Annotated in this window: 24 protein-coding genes; 16 read left to right on the forward strand and 8 right to left on the reverse strand. The window is 54.7% G+C overall.

What is annotated here, in order from left to right; all coding sequences use genetic code 11:
- The first annotated feature begins 69 nt into the window (after positions 1-69).
- From ABLU86_RS21245 to pspG, 3 genes are all read left to right on the forward strand, one after another.
- Positions 70-558, forward strand: a complete 489-nt coding sequence (locus ABLU86_RS21245) for a cupin domain-containing protein (RefSeq protein ID WP_015368759.1) — start codon at positions 70-72, stop codon at positions 556-558.
- A 102-nt stretch (positions 559-660) separates the two neighbouring features.
- Positions 661-1,659, forward strand: coding sequence for a tRNA dihydrouridine(20/20a) synthase DusA (dusA, locus tag ABLU86_RS21250; RefSeq protein WP_080709064.1), 999 nt, complete (start codon positions 661-663; stop codon positions 1,657-1,659).
- A 153-nt stretch (positions 1,660-1,812) separates the two neighbouring features.
- A complete protein-coding gene (gene pspG, locus ABLU86_RS21255; protein ID WP_015368757.1) occupies positions 1,813-2,055 on the forward strand; it encodes an envelope stress response protein PspG in 243 nt (80 codons plus the stop codon).
- A gap of 193 nt (positions 2,056-2,248) precedes the next feature.
- Here the strand turns inward: pspG and ABLU86_RS21260 are convergent, their stop codons facing one another.
- Positions 2,249-3,232: a quinone oxidoreductase gene (locus ABLU86_RS21260; RefSeq protein ID WP_015704044.1), complete on the reverse strand. Its 984-nt coding sequence runs from the start codon at positions 3,230-3,232 to the stop codon at positions 2,249-2,251.
- A 52-nt stretch (positions 3,233-3,284) separates the two neighbouring features.
- Here ABLU86_RS21260 and dnaB point away from each other — a divergent pair, with 52 nt between their 5' ends.
- The 6 genes from dnaB (at position 3,285) to ABLU86_RS21290 (ending at position 9,066) form a co-directional block, all read left to right on the forward strand.
- A complete protein-coding gene (dnaB, locus tag ABLU86_RS21265; protein ID WP_015368755.1) occupies positions 3,285-4,700 on the forward strand; it encodes a replicative DNA helicase in 1,416 nt (471 codons plus the stop codon).
- 31 nt (positions 4,701-4,731) lie between these two features.
- Complete coding sequence (alr, locus tag ABLU86_RS21270; protein WP_020079873.1) at positions 4,732-5,811, forward strand: alanine racemase; 1,080 nt, start codon at positions 4,732-4,734, stop codon at positions 5,809-5,811.
- Between the two features lie 184 nt (positions 5,812-5,995).
- On the forward strand, positions 5,996-7,189 hold the full coding sequence (tyrB, locus tag ABLU86_RS21275) for an aromatic amino acid transaminase (RefSeq protein WP_320896208.1): 1,194 nt from the start codon (positions 5,996-5,998) through the stop codon (positions 7,187-7,189).
- Between the two features lie 248 nt (positions 7,190-7,437).
- A complete protein-coding gene (gene aphA / locus ABLU86_RS21280) occupies positions 7,438-8,151 on the forward strand; it encodes an acid phosphatase AphA (protein ID WP_015368752.1) in 714 nt (237 codons plus the stop codon).
- Between the two features lie 141 nt (positions 8,152-8,292).
- On the forward strand, positions 8,293-8,709 hold the full coding sequence (locus tag ABLU86_RS21285) for a secondary thiamine-phosphate synthase enzyme YjbQ (RefSeq protein ID WP_221914602.1): 417 nt from the start codon (positions 8,293-8,295) through the stop codon (positions 8,707-8,709).
- Between the two features lie 3 nt (positions 8,710-8,712).
- Positions 8,713-9,066, forward strand: a complete 354-nt coding sequence (locus ABLU86_RS21290) for an MmcQ/YjbR family DNA-binding protein (RefSeq protein ID WP_020079872.1) — start codon at positions 8,713-8,715, stop codon at positions 9,064-9,066.
- A 1-nt stretch (position 9,067) separates the two neighbouring features.
- On the opposite strand, the gene ABLU86_RS21295 is transcribed toward ABLU86_RS21290, so the two are convergent.
- From ABLU86_RS21295 to uvrA, 3 genes are all read right to left on the reverse strand, one after another.
- Positions 9,068-9,385, reverse strand: a complete 318-nt coding sequence (locus ABLU86_RS21295) for a hypothetical protein (RefSeq protein ID WP_125992625.1) — start codon at positions 9,383-9,385, stop codon at positions 9,068-9,070.
- Complete coding sequence (locus ABLU86_RS21300) at positions 9,385-9,792, reverse strand: hypothetical protein (protein WP_348796319.1); 408 nt, start codon at positions 9,790-9,792, stop codon at positions 9,385-9,387. Before ABLU86_RS21300 ends, ABLU86_RS21295 begins: the two co-directional genes overlap by 1 nt.
- Positions 9,793-9,925: 133 nt before the next feature.
- The gene (gene uvrA, locus ABLU86_RS21305) at positions 9,926-12,751 is read right to left on the reverse strand and encodes an excinuclease ABC subunit UvrA (protein WP_015368747.1); all 2,826 of its coding nucleotides are present in this window, start codon (positions 12,749-12,751) and stop codon (positions 9,926-9,928) included.
- A 254-nt stretch (positions 12,752-13,005) separates the two neighbouring features.
- Between uvrA and ssb1 the strand changes: the two genes are divergently transcribed.
- Positions 13,006-13,530 carry a single-stranded DNA-binding protein SSB1 gene (gene ssb1, locus ABLU86_RS21310; RefSeq protein WP_015368746.1) on the forward strand — a complete coding sequence of 175 codons (525 nt, stop codon included), beginning with the start codon at positions 13,006-13,008 and terminating at the stop codon, positions 13,528-13,530.
- Between the two features lie 79 nt (positions 13,531-13,609).
- Here the strand turns inward: ssb1 and ABLU86_RS21315 are convergent, their stop codons facing one another.
- Complete coding sequence (locus tag ABLU86_RS21315) at positions 13,610-15,190, reverse strand: lytic transglycosylase F (protein WP_348796318.1); 1,581 nt, start codon at positions 15,188-15,190, stop codon at positions 13,610-13,612.
- A gap of 450 nt (positions 15,191-15,640) precedes the next feature.
- On the opposite strand from ABLU86_RS21315, the gene iraM reads away from it, so the two are divergent.
- A complete protein-coding gene (gene iraM / locus ABLU86_RS21320) occupies positions 15,641-16,000 on the forward strand; it encodes an anti-adapter protein IraM (RefSeq protein ID WP_015704054.1) in 360 nt (119 codons plus the stop codon).
- 67 nt (positions 16,001-16,067) lie between these two features.
- Here the strand turns inward: iraM and ABLU86_RS21325 are convergent, their stop codons facing one another.
- On the reverse strand, positions 16,068-16,349 hold the full coding sequence (locus ABLU86_RS21325) for a YjcB family protein (protein ID WP_015704055.1): 282 nt from the start codon (positions 16,347-16,349) through the stop codon (positions 16,068-16,070).
- Between the two features lie 551 nt (positions 16,350-16,900).
- Between ABLU86_RS21325 and ABLU86_RS21330 the strand changes: the two genes are divergently transcribed.
- Positions 16,901-18,505, forward strand: coding sequence for an EAL domain-containing protein (locus ABLU86_RS21330; RefSeq protein WP_042894962.1), 1,605 nt, complete (start codon positions 16,901-16,903; stop codon positions 18,503-18,505).
- On the opposite strand, the gene soxS is transcribed toward ABLU86_RS21330, so the two are convergent.
- A complete protein-coding gene (gene soxS / locus ABLU86_RS21335) occupies positions 18,490-18,819 on the reverse strand; it encodes a superoxide response transcriptional regulator SoxS (protein ID WP_015368734.1) in 330 nt (109 codons plus the stop codon). The genes ABLU86_RS21330 and soxS overlap by 16 nt on opposite strands.
- 85 nt (positions 18,820-18,904) lie before the next feature.
- Between soxS and soxR the strand changes: the two genes are divergently transcribed.
- From soxR to ABLU86_RS21355, 4 genes are all read left to right on the forward strand, one after another.
- The gene (gene soxR / locus ABLU86_RS21340) at positions 18,905-19,363 is read left to right on the forward strand and encodes a redox-sensitive transcriptional activator SoxR (RefSeq protein ID WP_015368733.1); all 459 of its coding nucleotides are present in this window, start codon (positions 18,905-18,907) and stop codon (positions 19,361-19,363) included.
- Positions 19,364-19,637: 274 nt separating this feature from the next.
- On the forward strand, positions 19,638-20,306 hold the full coding sequence (locus ABLU86_RS21345; protein ID WP_015368732.1) for a glutathione S-transferase: 669 nt from the start codon (positions 19,638-19,640) through the stop codon (positions 20,304-20,306).
- A gap of 372 nt (positions 20,307-20,678) precedes the next feature.
- Positions 20,679-22,028 carry an NCS2 family permease gene (locus tag ABLU86_RS21350; RefSeq protein WP_015368730.1) on the forward strand — a complete coding sequence of 450 codons (1,350 nt, stop codon included), beginning with the start codon at positions 20,679-20,681 and terminating at the stop codon, positions 22,026-22,028.
- Between the two features lie 147 nt (positions 22,029-22,175).
- Positions 22,176-23,822 (forward strand): Na+/H+ antiporter, encoded by a 1,647-nt coding sequence (locus tag ABLU86_RS21355; RefSeq protein ID WP_015368729.1) that lies wholly within the window; start codon positions 22,176-22,178, stop codon positions 23,820-23,822.
- 330 nt (positions 23,823-24,152) lie between these two features.
- Here the strand turns inward: ABLU86_RS21355 and ABLU86_RS21360 are convergent, their stop codons facing one another.
- Positions 24,153-25,034: a LysR family transcriptional regulator gene (locus ABLU86_RS21360; RefSeq protein ID WP_015368728.1), complete on the reverse strand. Its 882-nt coding sequence runs from the start codon at positions 25,032-25,034 to the stop codon at positions 24,153-24,155.
- Between the last annotated feature and the right edge of the window lie 38 nt (positions 25,035-25,072).

Below are 25,072 nucleotides of genomic sequence, written 5' to 3' on the forward strand. Positions count from 1 at the left end.
AACCAGGTAAAACGCCGAGAACCTGCAAGCTTTGCTATACCTGATGTATCTCATTTTCGGGAGAAAACGATGAAACGACCTGATTGCATTCGACATTGGCGCGAACTGGAAGGTGCGGATGATTCCACCTACCCCGATAGTCACGAGCTTTTTTCTATTGGCGCGCCTCTTGCCCGCGGCCTACGGCTAAATCGGCTGGGCATCCATCATGAACGTTTACCGCCGGGACGTAGAACCTCTTATCCGCACGCGGAAAGCGATGAAGAAGAATTCATCTACGTGCTGGAAGGCTTTCCGGAAGTCTGGATCAATGGCTATCTATGGAAGCTGGAACCGGGCGATAGCGTCGGCTTTCCGGCGGGAACTGGCGTATGTCATACCTTCCTGAATAATACCGAGCAGGAGGTGCGACTGCTGGTCGTTGGCGAGGCAAATAAAAAGCACAACCGTATTTACTATCCGCTGAACCCGGGCTATGCAGCGACTCGCCAGGACCGTTGGGTGGATCACCCTCCGCAGTTCTTTGGCCCGCACGACGGTAAACCGCGTAAAATATAGGCAACATTTTGACCATGGCGCGTGGCGTTCGACGCTATGCGCCGTGGTTTGTGTTTGTGCTATAGTAGCGCCCCTTTTTACCCGGATGCTTATTTATTCGCCATGATGCCAGAATCCACGTCTACCGCTTTTGCCGCCCACCGTTTTTCTATCGCGCCCATGCTCGATTGGACCGACAGACATTGCCGCTACTTCCTGCGTCTGCTGTCGCGCCATACTCTGTTGTATACCGAAATGGTCACCACCGGCGCGATTATTCACGGTAAAGGCGACTATCTGGCCTATAGCGAGGAAGAACATCCGGTAGCGCTGCAGCTGGGCGGTAGCGATCCTGCGGCGTTGGCGCAATGCGCGAAGCTCGCCGAGGCGCGCGGCTATGATGAGATTAACCTCAATGTCGGTTGCCCCTCTGACCGCGTGCAGAACGGGATGTTTGGCGCTTGTCTGATGGGTAATGCCGCGCTGGTGGCGGACTGCATCAAAGCGATGCGCGACGTGGTGTCGATCCCGGTAACGGTAAAAACCCGTATTGGCATTGACGATCGGGATAGCTATGAATTCCTGTGTGATTTCATTGAGACCGTCTCCGGCAAAGGGGAGTGTGAAATGTTCATCATTCACGCCCGTAAAGCCTGGCTTTCCGGCCTGAGCCCGAAAGAGAACCGTGAAATCCCGCCGCTGGATTATCCGCGCGTCTGGCAACTAAAACGTGATTTCCCGCATCTGACGATGGCGATTAACGGCGGAATTAAATCTCTGGCAGAGGCCAAACTGCAACTTGAGCACATGGATGGCGTGATGGTGGGGCGTGAAGCCTATCAAAATCCGGGCATTCTGGCTTCGGTGGATCGTGAGATTTTCGGCGTCAACGGCGCGGATGCCGATCCGGTGGCGGTGGTGCGCGCAATGTACCCCTATATCGAGCGTGAGCTCAGCAACGGTACCTATCTGGGTCATATCACCCGCCATATGCTGGGATTGTTCCAGGGGATCCCCGGCGCGCGTCAGTGGCGCCGCTATCTCAGCGAAAACGCCCACAAAGCGGGCGCCGATATCAACGTGCTGGAGCACGCGCTGAAGCTGGTTGCCGATAAGCGTTAATTTTTTCGCTAAAACCTGGTCTTTTTCGCCACGCCCTGCGCTATTTCTGCAGGGCGTTTTGTTTTAATTCAATGAGTTATACCTGGCATGATTCTTGAAGATGACTCTTGAAATAGCTAATCAGCTATCTGGTTATTTTTTCGGGAGAAGACCATGCTGGAACTCTTATTTGTTATTGGCTTTTTTGTCATGTTGCTGGTCACCGGCATCTCGCTGCTTGGCATTATTGCCGCGCTGGTTGTCGCCACGGCGTTGATGTTCTTCGGCGGCCTGTTTGCATTAATGTTTAAGCTGCTACCCTGGCTGCTGCTGGCGGTGGCTGTCGTATGGGTCATTCGGGCGATGAAATCGCCGACGACCACCCGCTATCGTCGTGAAGATCGCTGGCGCTATTAAGCCAACATTTTGGGTATTGAGCGGTATGTCACAACCTGAGTAATTTTGCATAAAACAGCGTAGGCATTGCGTATTAAATCTGTCACTATTAGCGCGATAACGAATTCATCGCGCTGTACCCTACATACAGCCGAACAAAAAAAGTCAGGGCCTCCGTCAGGAGGCCCTAAACTTTTCTGGCGATCTCACCCCGTTACGGCAGCAGCAGGCTCGACCCCTCGGTCACCCGGCTTTCCAGAATCTCATGCGCGCGCCGGGCGTCACGCAGGGCGTATTTCTGATTATCCGCCACATCGACTTTGATCACGCCGCTGGCGATCAGCGAAAATAGCTCGTTGCTGGCTTCCGTCAGCTCTTCCCGGTTGGTGATGTAGCCTTGCAGAGAAGGGCGGGTCACATAGAGTGAGCCTTTCTGATTGAGGATACCCAAATTCACGCCGGTTACCGGGCCAGATGAATTGCCGAAGCTGACCATCAGCCCACGCCGCTGAAGACAATCGAGCGAGGCCTCCCAGGTATCTTTACCTACGGAATCGTAAACCACGGCGACTTTTTTGCCGCCGGTCAGCGCCTTGACGCGCTCGGCAATATTCTCTTCGCGGTAGTTAATGGTTTCCCAGGCGCCGGCCTGCCGGGCGCGCTGCGCTTTTTGCTCGCTGCCGACGGTGCCGATAAGTTTCGCCCCCAGCGCTTTCGCCCACTGGCAGGCAATCAGCCCCACGCCGCCCGCCGCCGCGTGGAACAGGAAGGTCTCGTTGGCTTTTATTTCATAGGTTTTGCGCAGCAGATACCAGACGGTCAATCCTTTCAGAAACGAGGCGGCGGCCTGCTCAAAGGAAATCGCATTCGGTAAAATCGCCGCTTTATCGGCATGCACGTTATGCACCGAGCTATAAGCGCCAAGCGCGGCCTGGGCGTACACCACCCGATCGCCAACCTTGATATGTTTAACGCCGCTGCCGATTTTACTGACGATACCGGCGGCTTCGGTGCCCAAACCGCTCGGCAGCGAGGGCGGCGGATACAGGCCGCTGCGGATGTAGGTGTCGATGTAGTTGATACCGATAGCTTTATTTTCTACCTGGATTTCGTGCTCGGCAGGATCGTTGGGGGTAAACTCGACCGCATGCAGCACCTCGGGGCCTCCATGCGCGGGAAATTCAATTCGTGTTGCCATGTGAACTCCTTTATAATTTTGTGTCTCTCATTTACAGGTAACTCCATTCACTATGGCAGGAAATAAACCCTTCAACAAACCACAGACAGAACCTCGCGAACGCGATCCGCAGCTCGCCGGGTTGAAAGTCCCGCCGCACTCGATTGAAGCGGAACAGTCGGTGTTGGGCGGTTTAATGCTGGATAACGAGCGCTGGGACGACGTCGCCGAAAGGGTGGTGTCGGAAGATTTCTATACCCGTCCGCATCGTCATATCTTTACCGAGATGGCGCGTCTGCAAGAGTCAGGTAGCCCGATTGACCTGATCACCCTCGCGGAGTCGCTGGAGCGTCAGGGGCAACTGGATAGCGTCGGCGGCTTCGCCTATCTGGCCGAACTCTCCAAAAATACGCCAAGCGCGGCGAACATCAGCGCCTATGCCGACATCGTGCGCGAACGCGCGGTGGTGCGTGAAATGATTTCGGTGGCCAACGAAATCGCCGAAGCCGGTTTCGACCCCCAGGGGCGCACCAGCGAGGATCTGCTGGATCTGGCGGAATCGCGGGTATTTAAAATTGCCGAAAGCCGCGCCAACAAAGATGAAGGGCCGAAGAACATCGCCGATGTGCTCGATGCCACCGTCGCCCGTATTGAGCAGCTGTTCCAACAGCCGCACGATGGCGTCACCGGGGTGAATACCGGCTATGACGACCTCAACAAAAAGACCGCTGGGCTACAGCCTTCGGATCTGATTATCGTCGCCGCGCGTCCTTCGATGGGTAAGACGACATTTGCGATGAACCTCGTGGAAAACGCGGCGATGTTGCAGGATAAGCCGGTATTGATATTCAGTCTGGAGATGCCCTCCGAGCAGATCATGATGCGTTCTCTGGCCTCGCTATCGCGCGTCGATCAGACTCGTATCCGTACCGGCCAACTGGACGATGAAGACTGGGCGCGTATCTCCGGCACTATGGGTATCTTGCTGGAAAAACGGAACATTTATATTGATGATTCCTCCGGCCTGACGCCGACGGAAGTGCGTTCGCGCGCCCGACGTATCGCCCGCGAGCACGGCGGTATCGGCCTTATCATGATCGACTACCTGCAGCTGATGCGCGTACCGTCGCTCTCCGACAACCGTACTCTGGAGATCGCCGAAATCTCCCGCTCGCTGAAGGCGCTGGCAAAAGAGTTGCAGGTGCCGGTGGTGGCGCTGTCGCAGCTGAACCGCTCTCTGGAACAGCGCGCCGATAAACGCCCGGTCAACTCCGACCTGCGTGAATCCGGCTCTATTGAACAGGATGCCGACTTAATCATGTTCATCTACCGTGATGAGGTTTATCACGAGAACAGCGATTTAAAAGGTATTGCTGAAATTATCATTGGTAAACAACGTAACGGCCCGATCGGTACAGTACGACTGACCTTTAACGGCCAGTGGTCGCGTTTCGATAATTATGCCGGCCCTCAGTATGACGATGAGTAAACCTCTGTCAGTCTTTTTTTAAGGAATTCAAATGCAAGCGGCAACTGTAGTTATCAACCGCCGCGCTCTGCGACACAACCTGCAACGCCTGCGTGAACTGGCTCCTGCCAGCAAACTGGTTGCGGTGGTGAAAGCGAACGCCTACGGACACGGCCTTCTTGAGACCGCGCGAACGCTGACCGACGCCGATGCCTTCGGCGTCGCCCGCCTGGAGGAGGCGCTGCGCCTGCGTGAAGGGGGTATTACCCAACCGATATTGCTGCTGGAAGGTTTCTTTGAAGCGGCGGATCTCGCGCTGATTTCCGCGCAGCACCTGCATACCGTGGTACATAGCCCGGAACAGCTGGCGGCGCTCGAACAAGCGGAACTGGCCGAACCGGTTACCGTCTGGATGAAGCTGGATACCGGTATGCATCGCCTTGGCGTACTGCCGGAACAGGCCGAAGCGTTTTATCAGCGGCTAAGCCGGTGCAAAAATGTCCGCCAGCCGGTGAATATCGTCAGCCATTTCGCTCGCGCCGATGAGCCTGAATGCGGCGCGACCGAGCGTCAGCTGGATATTTTCACCACCTTTACCGAAGGTAAGCCGGGGCTGCGTTCTATTGCCGCCTCGGGCGGGATCCTGCTGTGGCCGCAGTCGCATTTCGACTGGGCGCGGCCGGGCATCATTCTCTATGGCGTTTCGCCGCTGGAGAACCACTCTACCGGTGAGGATTTCGGCTGCCTGCCGGTCATGTCGCTGACCTCCAGCCTGATTGCGGTGCGCGAGCATAAAGCCGGGGAGCCGGTGGGCTACGGCGGCACCTGGATTAGCGAGCGCGATACCCGCCTCGGCGTCGTGGCGATGGGCTATGGCGATGGCTATCCACGCGCCGCGCCCTCCGGCACGCCGGTGCTGGTCAACGGCCGCGAAGTGCCGATAGTCGGCCGCGTGGCGATGGATATGATTTGCGTTGACCTCGGCCCTCAGGCGCAGGATCAAGCCGGCGATCCGGTTGTGTTATGGGGAGAAGGACTCCCCGTTGAGCGCATCGCGGAAATAACGAAAGTGAGTGCTTACGAACTTATCACTCGCCTGACCTCCAGGCTGGCTATCCGTTACCTCGACTAACTACGGTCAGTGGCATATTTCCCCGATTACGCTACGCTTATCGGGGTAATGAGCAGGGGCGGCGCGCGGCGTCGCCCATGTTTGCAGCGATCTTTGTCGATAACTTACCAACATCCCCTCGACCTTCCCCAACTTCCGGTTTATTGTGTAAATACCTGCTTTCGTAAACCTGGAGATACATCTCGTGTTTCAAAAAGTTGACGCCTACGCCGGCGACCCCATTCTCTCCTTGATGGAGCGTTTCAAAGAAGATCCGCGTAGTGACAAAGTGAACCTCAGCATCGGTCTTTACTACAACGAAGACGGCATTATTCCGCAACTACAGGCCGTGGCGGATGCCGAAGCACGACTCAATGCCCAGCCGCACGGCGCCTCGCTGTATTTGCCGATGGAAGGCCTCAATAGCTACCGCCACGCCATTGCGCCGCTGCTGTTTGGCGCCGACCATCCGGTGCTGAAACAAAACCGCGTAGCGTCAATTCAAACCCTGGGTGGCTCCGGCGCGCTGAAGGTTGGCGCCGATTTCCTTAAACGCTACTTCCCACAGTCTCGCGTATGGGTTAGCGACCCGACCTGGGAAAACCACATCGCCATATTTGAAGGGGCTGGATTCGAAGTAAGTACTTACCCATGGTTCGATGATGAGACCAACGGCGTACGTTTTGAAGCCTTCCTCGCCAAACTACAGACGCTCCCTGAGCGCGATATCGTGCTGCTGCATCCATGTTGCCACAACCCAACGGGCGCCGATCTGAGCAACGCTCAGTGGGATGAAGTCGTTAAAGTGTTGAAAGCACGTAATTTAATTCCTTTCCTCGATATTGCCTATCAGGGCTTTGGCGCCGGTATGGAAGACGATGCCTACGCTATCCGCGCGATTGCCAGCGCCGGCCTGCCGATGCTGGTCAGCAACTCATTCTCCAAAATCTTCTCGTTGTACGGCGAACGCGTCGGCGGCCTGTCAATCGTCTGCGATGATGCTGAAACCGCTGTCCGCGTGCTGGGTCAGTTGAAAGCGACGGTGCGTCGTAACTACTCCAGCCCGCCTAATTTTGGCGCGCAGGTGGTGGCGGCAGTATTGAACGACCCGGCGCTGAAAGCTTCATGGCTGGCGGAAGTGGAAGCTATGCGTACCCGCATCCTGGCGATGCGTCAGACGCTGGTGGATGCGCTGAAAGAGGCCGTTCCCGGCAAAAACTTTGACTACCTGCTGAAGCAGCGCGGCATGTTTAGCTACACCGGATTGAGCGCGGCACAGGTGGATCGTCTACGCGAAGAGTTTGGCGTTTACCTGATTGCCAGCGGCCGGATGTGCGTGGCGGGACTTAACTCGCGTAACGTCCAGCGCGTCGCTCAGGCGTTTGCTGCAGTAATGTAAGTACTTACTTACTAATTTGCCCTCGCCAGCGTTAAGGCGAGGGTAGTATTACCTCCGAAGTGTGATCATGCTCTTTTTATATGACATTTGAGCAGAAAATCCTTTCTATCTATATGGGCAGGCGTTAAGGTCTTGGTACATTAATGCGCTCACTCATTATTAAAAATAATAACGAATCGATTATTTAGACCCAAAATAACTCAGGTTGCCGCTAAGCGGCCTGGCGCATGAGGGGCATAGGGATAAATATGCGTAAGTTAACTTTGGCCATTAGCGCCACTTGTCTGTTGTTCGCTCTGAATAGCTCCGTTGTCGCTCGCGCGTCCACTCCACAGCCCATTTGGGAAGGGACGAATGTTGCGAAACTCGCCGAACAGGCGCCGATCCATTGGGTATCGGTAGCACAAATCGAAAATAGCCTGCTGGGCCGCGCGCCGATGGCGGTGGGTTTCGATATCGATGATACCGTGCTGTTTTCGAGCCCCGGTTTCTGGCGCGGGCAAAAAACCTATTCTCCCGGCAGCGAAGCCTATCTGAAGAATCCCGAGTTCTGGGAAAAGATGAATAACGGCTGGGATGAGTTCAGTATGCCGAAAGAAGTGGGCCGCCAGCTGATCGCGATGCATATTAAGCGCGGCGACAGCATCTACTTCGTCACCGGCCGCAGCCAGACCAAAACTGAGACCGTCTCCAAAACCCTGCAGGATGATTTCCTGATCCCTGGTGCTAACATGAACCCGGTGATTTTTGCCGGCGATAAGCCCGGCCAGAACACGAAAACTCAGTGGTTACGCGAGAAGAATATCAAAGTCTTCTACGGCGACTCTGACAACGATATCTCGGCGGCCCGCGATGCCGATGCGCGAGGAATTCGCGTGCTGCGTGCGGCAAACTCCTCCTATAAACCTTTGCCGATGGCCGGGTCGCAGGGGGAAGAGGTGATTGTGAATTCAGAATATTAAGGCGTGTGAAACGCAACGCATCTGAATACGAGAAGGCAGCCGCAGGCTGTCTTTTTTTTGTACGAATTTCAGCCTTTGAGGTTTTACCTTTTCGTTTCTTGCTGCAAACTTAGAAGGATTCACACATTACAGGAGTCGTTTATGTGGCATCAGCAAACCCTGACATTAGGCCCGAAATCTCGTGGTTTCCATCTGGTGACCAACGAACTTATTGGTCAAATCCGCGAGCTCTCGCATATCAAGGTTGGCCTGCTGCATCTGTTACTCCAGCATACTTCCGCTTCCCTGACGTTGAATGAGAACTGCGATCCTACGGTCCGTTTTGATATGGAACAGCATTTCCTCAATGCCGTACCAGACAACGCGCCGTATGAACACGATTATGAAGGTCCTGATGATATGCCCTCGCACATTAAATCATCGCTGCTGGGCGTTTCCCTGATGTTGCCGGTGCAGAACGGCAACGTCATGTTAGGGACCTGGCAGGGGATCTGGCTGGGGGAGCATCGTATTCACGGCGGTTCGCGGCATATTGTCGCAACGCTCATGGGAGAATAAAAAATGACCATATCGGATCTACTGCAGTACTGCATGGCGAAGCCGGGCGCGGAGCAAAGTGTTCATAGCGACTGGAAAGCGACGCAAATCAAGGTCGCGGATGTGTTATTCGCCATGGTGAAAGAGGTGGAGGATAAGCGGCCGGCCGTTGCGTTAAAGACCAGCCCGGAGCTTGCCGAGCTGCTGCGCGAACAACATCGCGATGTTCGCCCCAGCAGGCATCTGAATAAAGCTCACTGGAGCACGGTTTTCCTCGATGGCTCTCTGCCAGACTCGCAGATTTACTACCTGGTGGATGCTTCCTATCAACAGGCGGTCGACCTGCTGTCGGAGGATAAGCGGAGGCAGTTGGCCTAGCTTATAGCCTGCCAGCCAGCGCCAGCAGCGTGATATCGAACAGCCGTAACAACGTCGCCTGCAGCTGCGCCTGGCGCGCGATGCTCTGGTTGTTGGCGCGAATGCGGGCAATATCGCGCTGACCTTCCAGCAGTAGCCGTAGATCGTCTTCGGTCAGCCAGCCCTGAGCTTTTTGCTGCAATGCCTGTAGCAAAAAGATGGCGCTATCGCGTACTTCGCGCTGCTCATCGCCAAGTACTCTATTCAGTAATGGCATCCATTCGGCGCTATCAATCGCGCAAGCGGACAACAGCGCGCGAATCTCCATGGTTGTCGGCATTATTCCCTCCCTGTACGCTGACATTCGCCAGCGATAGCCTGTTGATAGAGATAAATGGTCTGCCGCGTTAAATATTGCGCTTCGGCAGGGGTAAAGGGCGCGCCCAGCATCTGGCGATGGGCGTAAACGCGTAAATAGTTACCTTCAAGTATCCTGAAATTTTCCTGGCGCAGCGCGTCGCCTTGGGCGATCGCCTGCGTGAACTGCTGGCGAATCTGTTCATCTTCCTTGTTCAATTGTTGATCGTCCTGCGTCGCTGCGGTGGCGATGAACTGCAAATGCAACTGCTTGAGTGTGAGCAATTGCTGATAGGCTGTATCGCTGTAGCGGCCAACCCATGAGCAGGCGCTTAACGTACATAGCGCGGCGGCGATGATAAATAACGGAATGAGGTGTGGTACTCGCATAGTTTTCCCGGCATTCGGTGGGCGATAGCGACTATCAGACGCCAGAGTGAGCGCTCCGGGCAAATCACGAAGTCTCAGCGTGAAAAAATGAGATGAAATGAGGCCTCTTCCGTGAAGGAAGAGGCCTGAGAGATTACTTCAGCAAGGGCTTCAGGAAGCGCGCCGTGTGTGAGGCTTCACATTCGGCAACGGTTTCTGGCGTGCCGGAAACGAGAATTTCCCCACCGCCGCTACCGCCTTCCGGGCCGAGGTCGACAATCCAGTCGGCGGTTTTAATCACGTCGAGGTTGTGCTCAATGACCACGATGGTATTGCCCTGATCGCGTAGCTGATGCAGCACGTCCAGCAGCTGCTGAATATCGGCGAAATGCAGACCGGTGGTCGGTTCATCAAGGATATACAGCGTCTGGCCGGTACCGCGCTTGGAGAGTTCGCGCGCCAGCTTCACGCGCTGGGCTTCACCGCCGGAGAGCGTGGTTGCCGACTGGCCGAGACGAATATAGGTCAGACCAACATCCATCAGGGTTTGCAGCTTACGCGCCAGCGCCGGCACGGCATCAAAGAATTCGCGCGCTTCTTCGATGGTCATATCCAGCACTTCGTGGATAGTTTTGCCTTTGTACTTAATTTCCAGCGTTTCGCGGTTATAGCGTTTGCCTTTGCACTGGTCGCACGGCACATAGATATCCGGCAGGAAGTGCATCTCAACCTTGATCACTCCGTCGCCCTGACAGGCTTCGCAGCGGCCGCCGCGGACGTTAAAACTGAAGCGGCCCGGCGTATAGCCGCGTGAACGTGATTCCGGTACTCCGGCGAACAGTTCGCGCACCGGCGTGAAGACGCCGGTGTAAGTCGCCGGGTTTGAACGTGGTGTACGGCCAATCGGGCTCTGGTCGATATCAATGACTTTATCGAAGTGCTCCAGCCCCTGAACATCGCGATACGGCGCAGGCTCGGCAATCGTCGCGCCGTTCAACTGGCGCTGGGCGATGGGGAACAGGGTATCGTTAATCAGCGTTGATTTACCGGAACCGGAAACGCCGGTAATGCAGGTAAACAGGCCGACAGGCAACGTTAGCGTCACATCCTTGAGGTTATTGCCCCGTGCGCCGGTCAGTTTCAGCACTTTTTCCGGATCGGCGGCGACGCGCTGTTTCGGCACTTCGATTTTGCGTTTACCGCTCATGTACTGCCCGGTGAGCGATTCTGGTACCGCCATAATGGCGTCCAGCGGCCCTTCGGCCACCACCTGGCCGCCGTGAACCCCAGCGCCGGGGCCGATGTCGATCACGTGGTCGGCGGCGCGAATAGCGTCTTCGTCATGCTCAACGACAATGACTGTGTTACCGAGGTTACGCAGGTGGATAAGCGTACCGAGCAGACGTTCGTTATCACGCTGGTGCAGGCCGATGGAGGGCTCATCCAGCACGTACATCACGCCAACCAGCCCCGCTCCAATCTGGCTCGCCAGACGAATACGCTGCGCTTCACCGCCGGAGAGCGTCTCCGCCGAACGAGAGAGCGTCAGGTAGTTCAGACCGACGTTGACGAGAAACTTCAGGCGATCGCCAATCTCTTTCAGCACTTTCTCGGCGATTTGCGCCCGCTGTCCGGACAGCTTCAGGTTGTTGAAGAAGTCCATCGCGTGGCCGATGCTCATATCGGAAATGGTCGGCAGCGGTGTGTTCTCCACAAACACGTGGCGCGCTTCGCGGCGCAGACGCGTGCCTTCGCAGCTGGCGCACGGACGGTTGCTGATGAATTTCGCCAGCTCCTCGCGCACCGCGCTGGATTCCGTCTCTTTGTAACGGCGCTCCATGTTGTGCAGCACGCCTTCAAACGGATGGCGGCGTACTGACGTGTCGCCGCGGTCGTTCATGTATTTGAATTCAATATTCTCTTTACCTGAACCGTACAGCACGACTTTCTGCACATTAGCGCTGAGGGTGCCCCAGGGCGCTTCGACATCAAACTTATAGTGATCCGCCAGCGACTTCAGCATCTGGAAATAGTAGAAGTTGCGGCGATCCCAGCCGCGGATGGCGCCGCCAGCCAGCGATAGCTCCGGATTCTGAATCACCCGATCGGGATCGAAATACTGTTGAACGCCAAGGCCGTCGCAGGTCGGGCAGGCCCCTGCCGGGTTGTTGAAGGAGAACAGACGCGGCTCCAGTTCGCGCATGCTATAGCCGCAAATCGGGCAAGCGAAGTTCGCCGAGAACAGCAGTTCTTCCGCTTTACTGTCATCCATGTTGGAAACAATGGCGGTGCCGCCTGAGAGCTCCAGCGCGGTTTCGAAAGACTCCGCCAGACGCTGCGCCAGATCGTCACGTACTTTGAAGCGATCGATAACCACTTCGATCGTGTGTTTCTTTTGCAGCTCTAACTTCGGCGGATCCGAAAGATCGCAGACTTCGCCATCGATCCGCGCGCGAATGTAGCCCTGGCTGGCAAGGTTTTCCAGCGTTTTGGTGTGCTCGCCCTTACGCTCTTTAATAATGGGCGCCAGCAGCATCAGGCGCTGACCTTCCGGCTGTGAGAGCACGTTATCGACCATCTGGCTGACGGTTTGCGCGGCCAGCGGGACGTCGTGGTCCGGGCAACGCGGTTCGCCGACGCGGGCGTACAGCAGTCGCAGATAGTCGTGGATTTCAGTAATGGTGCCTACCGTCGAACGCGGGTTGTGGGAGGTCGATTTCTGTTCGATAGAAATCGCCGGCGACAGCCCTTCGATATGATCGACGTCCGGTTTCTCCATCAGAGACAGGAACTGTCGCGCATAGGCGGAGAGCGATTCGACGTAGCGACGCTGGCCTTCGGCGTACAGGGTGTCGAAAGCGAGTGAGGATTTGCCAGACCCAGAAAGCCCGGTGACGACAATGAGTTTGTCGCGCGGGATGACGAGGTTGATGTTTTTGAGATTATGGGTGCGGGCGCCCCGAACTTCGATCTTATCCATTCACCTTTCCCGGTAGGTAGATACACGGATTGCCTGGTTTGTTTGAAGGACAAACGGCAGAAACGGCTAATTATGACACAACTTAACCTGTCTGGATATACAGTATTGGAATGGCGCTGCAGTAAGAGGGTGAAAAATTGCATAGCGGCGGGATGTTTTCTGGAATTGGCTTCGCAGCTATCAAATTGCCCCTTTGTGGTGTTAGAATTCCCGGTTTACACTTATACAAAACGTATTATTCAGGAGATTCGATCATGGCCAGCAGAGGCGTAAACAAGGTGATTCTCGTCGGTAATCTGGGGCAGGACCCGGAAGTACGCTACATGCCAAGTGGCGGCGCTGTCGCCAACTTCACGCTGGCAACTTCCGAATCCTGGCGCGATAAGCAAACCGGCGAAATGAAAGAGCAGACTGAATGGCACCGCGTTGTGCTGTTCGGCAAACTGGCGGAAGTCGCTGGCGAATACCTGCGTAAAGGTTCTCAGGTTTATATCGAAGGCCAGCTGCGCACCCGTAAATGGACCGATCAGTCCGGTCAGGACAAATACACCACTGAAATCGTGGTAAACGTCGGCGGCACCATGCAGATGCTGGGCGGCCGTCAGGGCGGCGGCGCACCGGCAGGCGGCGGCCAGCAGCAGGGCGGTTGGGGTCAGCCTCAGCAGCCGCAGGGCGGCAACCAGTTCAGCGGCGGCGCGCAGTCTCGTCCGCAGCAGCAGGCCCCGGCAGCGCCATCTAACGAACCGCCGATGGACTTCGACGACGATATTCCGTTCTAAGGCTTTCCTTATAACGCACTGCCAATGCAGTAAACCAACAAAAAGCCCCGAGTGTTCGGGGCTTTTTCGTTTCAGGCTCTCAGGTTGCCGGGGCCGAAGCTTCAGGAGCGGTTGGCGGAACTGTGTCGGGCTGCGGCTTGCCCGTTCCTGGCTCGGGTAGCGGCGCAGCAGTCGCTTTTTGTTTACGGGCGATATCATCCATAATCAGCCGATACGCAATGTAGTATTTATAGATATTGCTGACGTAGGTCACCGTCTCAGCGCCGATCTTCTCTGCTGCGAGATTCTCGACGTTGCCAAACCAGATATTTGGGTCAAAACCGCGTTTTTGGGTTTCCGTACGTAGACGCGCGATGCGTGCCGGGCCGGCATTGTAAGAAGCAAACGAAAACAGCGCCTTATCAAGCGGCGTCATCGGTTGGTCACCATAGTAATGATCGATCATCCAGCGCATATACTTAACGCCGGCATGAATGTTGGGGTCGATTTTTTTGATATCGCCAACCTTCAATTCCTTGCCGGTCGCGGGCATGACCTGCATCACGCCGATTGCGCCGACGTGGCTGCGTACCGATTGATTGAGCCGCGATTCCTGATATCCCTGGGCGGCCATCAGCAGCCAGTCGACATCATAGCGTTCGCCATATTTTCTAAAAATTTCCACCATCTGCAAAAACTTAGCGCGCTCTCTGTTGGCTGCGGCGTTTTTAACGTAGGTCGCGCTTTTCAGGTAGCGCAGCAGAATCATGTTTCCCAGGGTGCTGCCTTGACGATTATTTTTCACGAAATTATTCAGTACCGCGAGAAGCTGTGGGTTATCTTTGCGGACCGCCCAGGCGATGCTACCGCCATCCCGTAATACAATGTCGTCATGCACCTGAATTTTTGGAAACACCTGTTTCCAGAAAAGCGCCTTATGGCGATCCACTACGATCAGGGGAATCAGGCCGGCATTGAGCATTTCGAGAAGATCCTCATCTTCGAGCGCCTCTGGCGCTTCCTGCAGAATAACCGGCGGCAGCGACGCTTTAGCGAAGCGGGCGTTAAGCGTCTGCAAACTTTCGTAATAGCTGGAGGAGCGGCGGACAAACACGGTTTTACCGGAAAGCTGCTCCAGGTTTTTCACGTCGGACGATGATGGCCCCGATACCAACAGTTCTTTGACATCGCTATAGAGCGGGGTGGTAAAGGCGACCTGCTCCTGACGCGACGAGGTAATCGTGAGATTGGCGGCGGCGATATCCCCCTTGCCTTCATTTAGCGCTTTGAACAGGTTATCCCGAGTGACCGGGATGAAAACGATCCGCACTTTGAGGTGTTTCTGCTTCAGCTTCTTCTCTTTTGCGAGCTGATTATTGAGATCTTTTTCTAAAGCGATGAAAAGATCGTGGGTAGCGCCGCGTTGGGTACCTTTGTCGATAAAAAAGAACGTCTTGCTGTAAGTCGTTAGCACTCGGATCGCCCGTCGGTTGATCATGTCGGGAAGATCGCCTTTTTGCGGCTGCATGATGTGATCCATATTGATAGCCAGTTCAGCTTTATCATTTTGCGACGGCGGCGGTTTTTCCGTCGAAGATACCGGGGCTGAGACGGCAAACAGTAAGGTGAGAAGGCAGGCGGAAAGCGTCGCCAGGCGACGCTGAAAACCGAAGATGTTCATGATGCGACACTCTGCAGGGAGATGGTTATATTTTAGACAATACCTACGCTCTCCCGCGCCTTTTTCTGCTTACCTCCATTGCGTCGGTACGGCGGAAGAGGTATTACCGTTTTCGCTGTAATACAAAAGAAGGAGGTACTGCCCTCCCTGTAGAATATTTTTTATTTGTGATCGCTAATCACTTATTTAACCTGATGGACTATCAAAATGATATTTTTGTCTGTTATTTAAAATCTAGTGTAAGGTTATTTATAGCCTCTGCATGGTTATGTTTTTTTAGTATTAATACATAATTCGTAGAAAGCCCGGAGTAGCTTACTTCATGAGTGGTATGACCGATGTGTTCTAGCCTCGTTCTATATCACACTATTAATAAGCTACCTTGCAGATAACGACCAGGAGTGCTATCACTAAATTCCCCGTCACAGATTTTACTTACAAGGATGGAAGATGAAATGGACTATTCTTAACACCCTTATCTGCCCGCATACCGGCGTTGCGTTCTCGTCAATATCGGGGCTGCGGTTTCTGAAGTTTATTATCTGGTATGAAGCCGATCTTTTATTGCTTCCCGGTGAAACAATGAAACTTTTTTCCTCTAAAGTTTTAATTAATGATCAATATCATTCATTAAAAATTTATAACATTACGCGTTATGACGATAAACAGTGGGAAACGTTAAGAGAGCGGCCAATCTGCCCGTACAATTTTGAAGCCGCGGAACCAGAATCTTGTCTTTATCAATCATATTGTGCAGTTAAGCGCTGCCCAAACGAGCGTCTACGGCCGCAGTTATGCGAACAATATTAGCCGGGGGCGCGGGGAAGGTTCTCACTGTTGCTGAAAATAAAAAAGCTTCCCGTAGGAAGCTTTTTTATCAGGTCATCATCATTGGCCATTCTGGTGGCGTCTGACTCATGACTTCAACCATGACGTCTTTAATGTTGCCCCAGATTTTGGCGACATCCACCATGGTGATGCCTAACAAGCCGGTAGCAAACCAACAGGCGGCAGCGAGGCCCAGACAGCTACAAATAATCGCTAAACCGGCATAGTCGCTTTTACGTAATTGAATATTCAGCGAGCTGGCCAGGAACATCAATACTGCGCTCACCAGGGGCCAGCGCAAAAGAACGACACTGGTAGTAATGGAAGCCATTAACTTATCCTATCTCTCAATGAAAGTCGGGGGCCTTAGACAACCTGGCGCGATTATCAATTAATGAGACGCTCTGGCTATCTGGGGGCACTTCAGGGAGTGATGAAACGAAAGTTTTGTTTCATCAACTTGTGTGAACTATATCACATTTGCTGATTTATTCGCCAGACAAAAAATGACCTTTTTTGACATTTTAAAACCACAAAATAAATGTGGTTAATGTCGGGGGAATGTACGCCAGCTTGTCTGGCGTCTGTTTTTCGACGCTGCTAAGGGCTGGGCGTAGACTGCCGATAATTGTTCTACGGGTTTTGTTACTTATTACGAGTAATTGTACGGAGAAACCGAATTAGTAAGTGGCTAGTGTCTTAATTATTACGAGAATGTTTCTCGATCCATCTATAAGTAAGTATGATTCATCATTATTAGGTGTGAGGTTTTTACATAAACGTGTTCGTTGCTGAAATTCGCTGTTTTTTATAACAGTCGGTAATGCCTGGTTTTTGCCCTTATACCGTGATTGAGGCGTATCGCATGGATAAAAAGCGGAAATGAGTCGTAGCGCGCCGCATAAGGCGTTCAAAATATTCTTCACCATACTGGTGGTTGTGCTGCCGGTGGTGTTGGCGTTGTGGTTCGCGCAAATTAGAGCCCGGGAAGAAATCTCAGATAGATTGCAGTCGTTTTCGCAGCTGGCGTTGCAAAAAACGGAAATGGTCATTCATGAATCCGAGCAGGCGCGCGAAAAAGCCATGCAATTTGAAGGGGTATTATGTTCCCCGCAGCATCAGCATTACATGTTGAATATTGTCCGTGGGTTGCTGTATGTCGATGACTTGATTTACGCGAACGGTAACAAATTCATCTGTTCTACTGCAGTTCATCCCGAAGAGGGGTGGAGAATAGCCGCGGCGAATTACACCCGCCAACCCGACGTCTCTATTTACTACTACCGCGATACGCCGTTTTATCCGGGCTATGACATGAATTATATGCAGCGCGGCCATTATGCCGTGGTGGTTAATCCTCTCTCTTATAGCTCGGTCATTTCCAGTGATAGAGACTTAGCCTACGGCGTCTTCGATACCAAAACGAACATGTTTTTCTCGGTGAGTAAAAACGTTGATGCCAGGGAACTACACCGCCTTATCCGCCACGAAGACGCTTTTTTTAATCAGGATGGCCGGGTTTATACCGTCGCTCATTCCTCGATTCGGCCGATTGCGGTCATCATGTCCACCTCGCGCGCCAGCTATTATGCCAGCCTGTACGATCAGGTCACCTTGACCCTGCCGTTAGGGATCATCTGCAGCATATTGATTCTGATGGTATGGTCGCGCAGCCGTCAGCAGTATCATTCACCGCGTAATAAGCTCTTGCGGGCGTTAAGCCACCGCCAGCTATGTCTGCATTATCAACCCATTATCGACATTAAGAATAATCGCTGCGTCGGCGCCGAGGCGCTGCTACGCTGGCCGGGATTTGATGGTCCGGTTATGAGTCCGGCGGAGTTTATTCCATTGGCGGAAAACTCAGGCATGATTGCTCAGGTCACAGATTACGTAGTTGACGAGTTGTTCAACGATCTTGGCGAATATTTGTCCCGACACCCGCAGCTCTATATCGCGATTAATCTTTCGGCCTCGGATTTCCACTCCGCGAGGTTGATTGCGCAGATCACTGAGAAAGCGCGCAGCTATGCAGTTTGCGTGAAGCAAATCAAAATTGAAGTCACCGAAAGGGGGTTTATCGATGTGCCGAAAACCACGCCGGTGATCCAGGCTTTCCGCGAAGCGGGCTATGAGATAGCTATTGATGATTTCGGTACCGGTTATTCCAACCTGCACAACCTCTATTCGCTCAACGTCGATATTCTGAAGATTGATAAATCTTTTATCGATACGCTGACGACTAATAGCACCAGCCACCTGATTGCCGAGCATATCATCGACATGGCGCGTAGCCTGCGTTTAAAAACCATCGCTGAAGGGGTAGAAACGCTGGATCAGGTGGATTGGTTGCTTAAGCGCGGCGTGCAGTTTTGTCAGGGTTGGCATTTTGCCAGGGCAATGCCGCCACAGGAGTTTATCCAGTGGCTGGCGAAATCCCCGATCTTACTGCGTCCGCCGCACGACGGTCGTCAGGCGGAAATCTGATGACGGTAGTCGCTGGGAGTGCGATCGAACTCCCGGCGGAACACCCGCGAGAACGTCTGTTGCGAGACGTATCCCAAATCCATCGCAATATCAAAAATAGGGCGTTGCGTGGTCCTTAGCGCCTCAGCGGCGAGCAGTAGCCGGCGCTGGCGAATGTAATCACCCAGCGTTTGGTGGGTGACGGTACGGAACATCCGCTGCAGATACCATTTCGAGTATCCCGATTTTTTAGCGACTACATCAATGTTAAGTGGTTGATCGATATGTTCATCAATCCATTCAATAAGCGTTTGGATAATATCCTGATGGGACATAAAGCGGCCTCTCTCAATTCTCGATTCGTCGTTTTGTCTGCTGGCGAGTATAATTCCTCAAGTTAACTTGAGGTAAAGCGCTTTTATGGAAAAGAAACCAACCCGTATCAAAATGCTGCTCTCCCCTGGGGAAGTGGCGAAACGAACCGGCGTCGCCGTCTCGGCGCTGCACTTTTATGAAAGCAAAGGGCTTATCCGCAGCCAGCGCAACGCGGGCAATCAGCGGCGATATCGCCGCGATGTGCTGCGTGCGGTCGCTATCATCAAGATTGCGCAACGTATTGGTATTCCGCTGGCGACCATCGGCGAGGCATTCGGCGTCCTGCCGGAAGGGCATAATCTGAGCGCCAAAGAGTGGAAACAGCTGTCGTCGCAATGGCGGGAGGAGCTGGACCGGCGTATTCACACCCTGACCGCGTTGCGCGACCAGCTCGACGGCTGCATCGGTTGCGGCTGTTTATCGCGCCGCGATTGTCCGTTACGCAACCCTGGAGATAAGTTGGGTGAAGAGGGGACCGGCGCACGCCTGCTGGAAGAGGATTAATGATGATGCCTGCAAAAAACTAAAGCGCCACAACAGGGCGCTTTAGTTGTTTTCCGGTCTTTGTCTTTCGCATTATCCCGCTGGCTCACGGGAGGGTTTCCCCCGACGTCGACTCCCCTCAGGTATTGCGCAATGTGTTGAAGGAGGTTCCGGATTGCGTCGACAATGTAATTGTGGCACAGCCTGCTGATTTTGCCTGTCGACGTTGCCGAAATTTTTCCGTCATTGGCCGCCTGTTTCTATAGTTAATTTGAACGAACAACAGGAGAGCGCCATGTTGACGGTCCATCACCTCAACCAATCCCGCTCGCAGCGCGTGCTGTGGGCGTTGGAAGAACTGCAATTGTCCTATCAGGTAGTCTGCTACCAGCGTGAAAAAAACATGCAGGCGCCAGCGGAACTGAAAAAAATTCACCCGTTGGGTAAATCGCCGGTGCTTGAGGATCAAGGCGTGGTGCTGGCGGAGTCCGGCGCGATTCTGGAATATCTGCAGGAGACCTACGATAGCGCCCAGCAGCTCAGACCGCTGGGGCGGGAAGAGAAACTGCAATATCGTTTCTGGCTCCATTATGCCGAGGGATCGTTAATGCCTTTGTTGTTGATGAAGCTTATCTTCGCCAGCCTCGGCAAGCCGCCGGTGCCGCTTGGCATGCGCACGCTGGGCGGGGCGTTGGGCAAAGGGGTGCAAAAAGCGTGGCTGGACAAACAGCTGGCGACCCACGCGGCGTATATAGAACAGCATCTGGCCCGTCAGCCGTGGTTTGCCGGCAGTGCGTTGAGTATGGCGGATATCCAGATGAGCTTCCCGGTGATGGCGTTACTGGCGCGCGGCGGTGTTGGAGACTTGCCGCATACACGGCGCTGGCAGCAGCAGGTTGAGTCACGTCCGGCATGGATTAGCGCTATTGAGCGCGGCGGGCCGTTTACCCTACCTGGCGGTTAATGCGCCTGAAAGCGGATTAAAACATATAAAAATGTTAATGCTTTGCGCATTGACGATAACGTTTGCGCATCGTTTGTCTATTTCCTGAGCTTTGGCGGCGAAATTTGGCAAAATACGACAAACTTCAGTTGAAAAGGGCCGTCTAAAGACAGGATAATCGTTTGCCTTTTTACTTTGCTCGTTTTTTCCCCTGCCTACAGGGGGAGCAAAGACATTCCATATACCGCATTGTATGCGCGGAGTTAAACGTTTGCTTTTTCTCAGCCTCCCTCCTGGCGCCGGGAAACAGCACAAGGAGATGGCGTTTAACTGGCAGTGGACGGTCCATCACGCATACACGCGAACGATCAAAATTTTCAGGGGAAGTTTTCTATGTCTACGCCTTCAGCGCGTACCGGCGGTTCTTTAGACGCCTGGTTTAAAATTTCAGCTCGCGGCAGTTCCGTACGTCAGGAAATCGTTGCCGGGTTAACGACCTTCCTGGCGATGGTGTACTCGGTCATTGTGGTGCCGGGAATGCTGGGGAAAGCGGGTTTTCCGCCGGCAGCGGTGTTCGTGTCGACCTGCCTGGTGGCGGGCGTCGGTTCATTAGTCATGGGCCTGTGGGCCAACCTGCCGCTGGCTATCGGGTGCGCGATTTCGCTGACCGCATTTACCGCTTTTAGCCTGGTGCTGGGGCAGCACATCAGCATTCCAGTAGCATTAGGCGCCGTTTTCCTGATGGGGGTGTTGTTCACCATTATCTCCGCTACCGGTATTCGTAGCTGGATCCTGCGCAACCTGCCGCAGGGCGTGGCGCACGGCACCGGCATCGGTATCGGCCTGTTCCTGCTTCTGATTGCCGCCAACGGCGTCGGCCTGGTGATTAAAAACCCGCTGGACGGCCTGCCGGTTGCGCTGGGCAACTTCGACAGTTTCCCGGTGATGATGTCGCTGATTGGCCTGGCGGTCATTATCGGGCTGGAAAAACTGAAAGTGCCGGGCGGCATTCTGCTGACCATCATCGGGGTATCAATTATCGGGCTGATTTTCGATCCGAACGTCCACTTCTCCGGGATTTTCGCCATGCCGTCGCTGAGCGATGACAAAGGCAATTCGCTGATTGGCAGCCTTGATATCATCGGCGCGCTGAATCCGGTGGTGCTGCCAAGCGTGCTGGCGCTGGTCATGACCGCGGTATTCGATGCTACCGGTACCATTCGCGCGGTGGCCGGCCAGGCTAACCTGCTGGATAAAGACGGGCAGATCATCAACGGCGGCAAAGCGCTGACTACCGACTCCCTGAGCAGCGTGTTCTCCGGCGTGGTGGGCGCGGCTCCTGCGGCGGTGTATATCGAATCGGCGGCCGGTACGGCGGCGGGCGGTAAAACCGGCCTGACGGCCGTCACCGTTGGCGTGCTGTTCCTGCTGATCCTGTTCCTTTCTCCGCTCTCCTATCTGGTGCCGGCCTACGCGACCGCGCCAGCGCTGATGTACGTTGGCCTGCTGATGCTGAGCAACGTGGCGAAAATCGACTTCAATGACTTCGTTGATGCGATGGCGGGGCTGATTACCGCGGTGTTCATCGTGCTGACCTGCAACATCGTGACCGGTATTATGATCGGTTTCGCATCGTTGGTGATTGGCCGCGTGGTATCCGGCGAGTGGCGTAAGCTCAATGCGGGCACCGTGATCATCGCGGCGGCGCTGGTTATCTTCTATGCCGGCGGCTGGGCGATTTAACTTTTCCTGCTAACGACGGGCGGCTTTGGCCGCCCGTTTAATTTTTAAGCCACATCCTGTTTCCTTTTGCGTTAATCTGAGTAGCGTATCATTTCGAGACATGACGCCTCAGATGTAAAAAAAGAAAACGCAGCAAACAGGGAACACATGGAAATATTCTTCACCATACTCATCATGACCCTTGTGGTCTCACTCTCCGGGGTGGTTACACGCGTACTGCCCTTTCAGGTTCCACTACCGTTAATGCAAATCGCCATCGGCGCGCTGTTAGCCTGGCCAACCTTTGGTTTGCACGTCGAGTTCGACCCTGAACTCTTCCTCGTTCTGTTTATTCCGCCGCTGCTATTTGCCGATGGCTGGAAAACGCCGACCCGCGAATTTATCGAGCACGGGCGGGAAATCTTCGGCCTGGCGCTGGCGCTGGTGGTGGTTACCGTGGTTGGTATCGGCTTCCTGATTTACTGGATTGTGCCGGGGATCCCGCTGGTTCCGGCGTTCGCCCTGGCGGCGGTGCTGTCGCCGACCGATGCCGTGGCGCTGTCCGGTATTGTTGGCGAAGGGCGGATACCGAAGAAAATCATGGGCATCCTGCAGGGCGAAGCGCTGATGAACGACGCCTCTGGCCTGGTGTCGTTAAAATTTGCCGTTGCCGTGGCGATGGGGACGATGGTGTTCACCATTGGCGGCGCAACCGTTGAGTTCTTGAAGGTGGCGATTGGCGGCATCCTGGCAGGTTTTGTGGTCAGCTGGTTGTATGGCCGCTCAATGCGTTTCCTCAGCCGCTGGGGCGGCGATGAACCGGCAACGCAAATTGTGCTGCTGTTCCTGCTGCCGTTCGCTTCCTACCTGATTGCCGAACATATCGGTTTCTCGGGGATCCTGGCGGCGGTGGCCGCGGGTATGACTATCACCCGTTCCGGGGTGATGCGTACCGCGCCGCTGGCTATGCGCCTACGCGCCAACAGTACCTGGGCCATGCTGGAGTTTGTGTTTAACGGCATGGTGTTCCTGCTGTTGGGCCTGCAGCTGCCGGATATCCTGTCGAGCTCGCTGGTGGCGGCGGAAGCCGATCCGAACGTTGAAACCTGGATGCTGTTCACCGATATCGTGCTGATTTACGCCGCGCTGATGCTGGTGCGTTTCGGCTGGCTGTGGACGATGCGTAAGCTTAGCCAGCGCTTCCTGAAGAAGAAACCGATGGAGTTTGGCTCCTGGACCACTCGCGAGCTGCTGATCTCCTCCGTCGCCGGGGTGCGCGGGGCGATTACCCTCGCCGGTGTGCTATCGATTCCGCTACTGCTGCCGGACGGCAACGTCTTCCCGGCGCGTTACGAGCTTATTTTCCTTGCCGCCGGGGTGATTCTTTTCTCCCTGTTCGTCGGGGTGATCGCGTTGCCGATTCTGTTGCGGCGTATTGAGTCCACCGACCACGTACAGCAGCGCAAAGAAGAGCGTCTGGCGCGCGCCGCGACGGCGGATGTGGCGATTGTCGCGATTCAGAAAATGGAAGAACGCCTGGCGGCGGATACCAAAGAGAATATCGACAACCAGCTGCTGACCGAGGTGAGTTCGCGTGTCATCGGTAATTTGCGTCGCCGCGTAGATGGGCGTAACGATGTCGAAACCTCGATGCTGGAAGAGAGCCTTGAGCGCCGTTTCCGTCTGGCGGCGCTGCGTTCGGAACGCGGCGAGCTGTACCACCTGCGCGCGACGCGGCAAATCAGCAACGAGACGTTGCAGAAACTGCTGCACGATCTCGACCTGTTAGAAGCGCTGTTAATCGAAGATCAGTAACCTTCGCCCCGGTAAGCGCGACGCTTATCGGGACTACTCGCGGTGCCGTTTTTTGTCGGGTAGCGGCTAACGCCTTACCCGACCTTCGGTCCTACGGTCCGTGCGGCCTGCCTTTAATTTATTCACTATGCTGGCTGAAACTGCCGGTACCAATGGCCTCAAAATCCCCCGGTGGCGCTGCCGCTTACCGGGGCTACAGCGCTGTGCGATTTGGTAGCCCGGAGAAGGCGCAATGCGCCGCCTCCGGGAAAAATCCTTAAAAAGTTGCCAACCGATAACAGTATCGACAGTCTATATGTAGCCCCGGTAAGCGTTAGCGCGACCGGGGAGTTACTCCAGCCAAAACGACTTACTGCACTCCAGCCACGCCTGGGCGCTGCGCGACATATACACTCCTTCCCGCCAGATCATCCCTAATTCCCAACGTAATTCGCTCTCCAGCGGGATCCAGTAAAAATCCTCAGCGTCAAGACGCTGGCAAATCGGCTCCGGCAAAATCGCCACGCCAATGCCTGCCTGCACCATCGCCGCCAGAAAATCCCACTGGCCGCTGCGCACGGCGATACGCGGCTTCACGTCATGCTCGGCAAACAGGCGCATCAGTTGCTGGCTGAGGGCGAAATCTTCGTTGTAGATAACCAACGGATGCTGCGCCAGCTTTTGCGGCGAGATCGAGGTGATACCCTGCCACTGCGCCGTCTTCGGTACGAGGACGCAGAGCGGATGGCTGAAGAGCGATAGCGTGGTCAGAGCGCTGGCCTCATCGACCGGTAGCGCGGTCATCGCCAGATCGAGTTCGCCGTTGCTAACCGCCTGCTGCACCGTCAACCCGCCGAACTCGGAAATTTTCAGCTCCACGCCGGGATAACGCAGGCGAAAGCGGCTGATGGGCTCGGCCATCAGCATGCCGACCATCGGCGGGATCCCCAGGCGCAGCACGCCTTTATTCAGATGGTTGATATCGCTGAGCTCGGCTTTTAACTGGCTGAATTCGCCGAGGATAGCCTGGCCGCGTTCGAACACTACCCGGCCGGTATCGGTTAATAAGAGCTTACGGCCATCACGGATAAGCAGGGTGCAATTGAGCTCGTCTTCCAGATTTTTGAGCATCTTGCTGATGGTGGGCTGCGTGACGAAGAGCTTCTCCGCCGCGCGGGTAAAGCTTTGCTGGCGGACGACTTCGACAAAATACCGCAACGTACGTATATCCATGATTATTCCCTGAGACTATACCTGTGATGATTTTAATT

Origin of the sequence: Klebsiella sp. JN_Kp121, assembly GCF_040062145.1 — a bacterium.
GTDB lineage: Bacteria > Pseudomonadota > Gammaproteobacteria > Enterobacterales > Enterobacteriaceae > Klebsiella > Klebsiella aerogenes.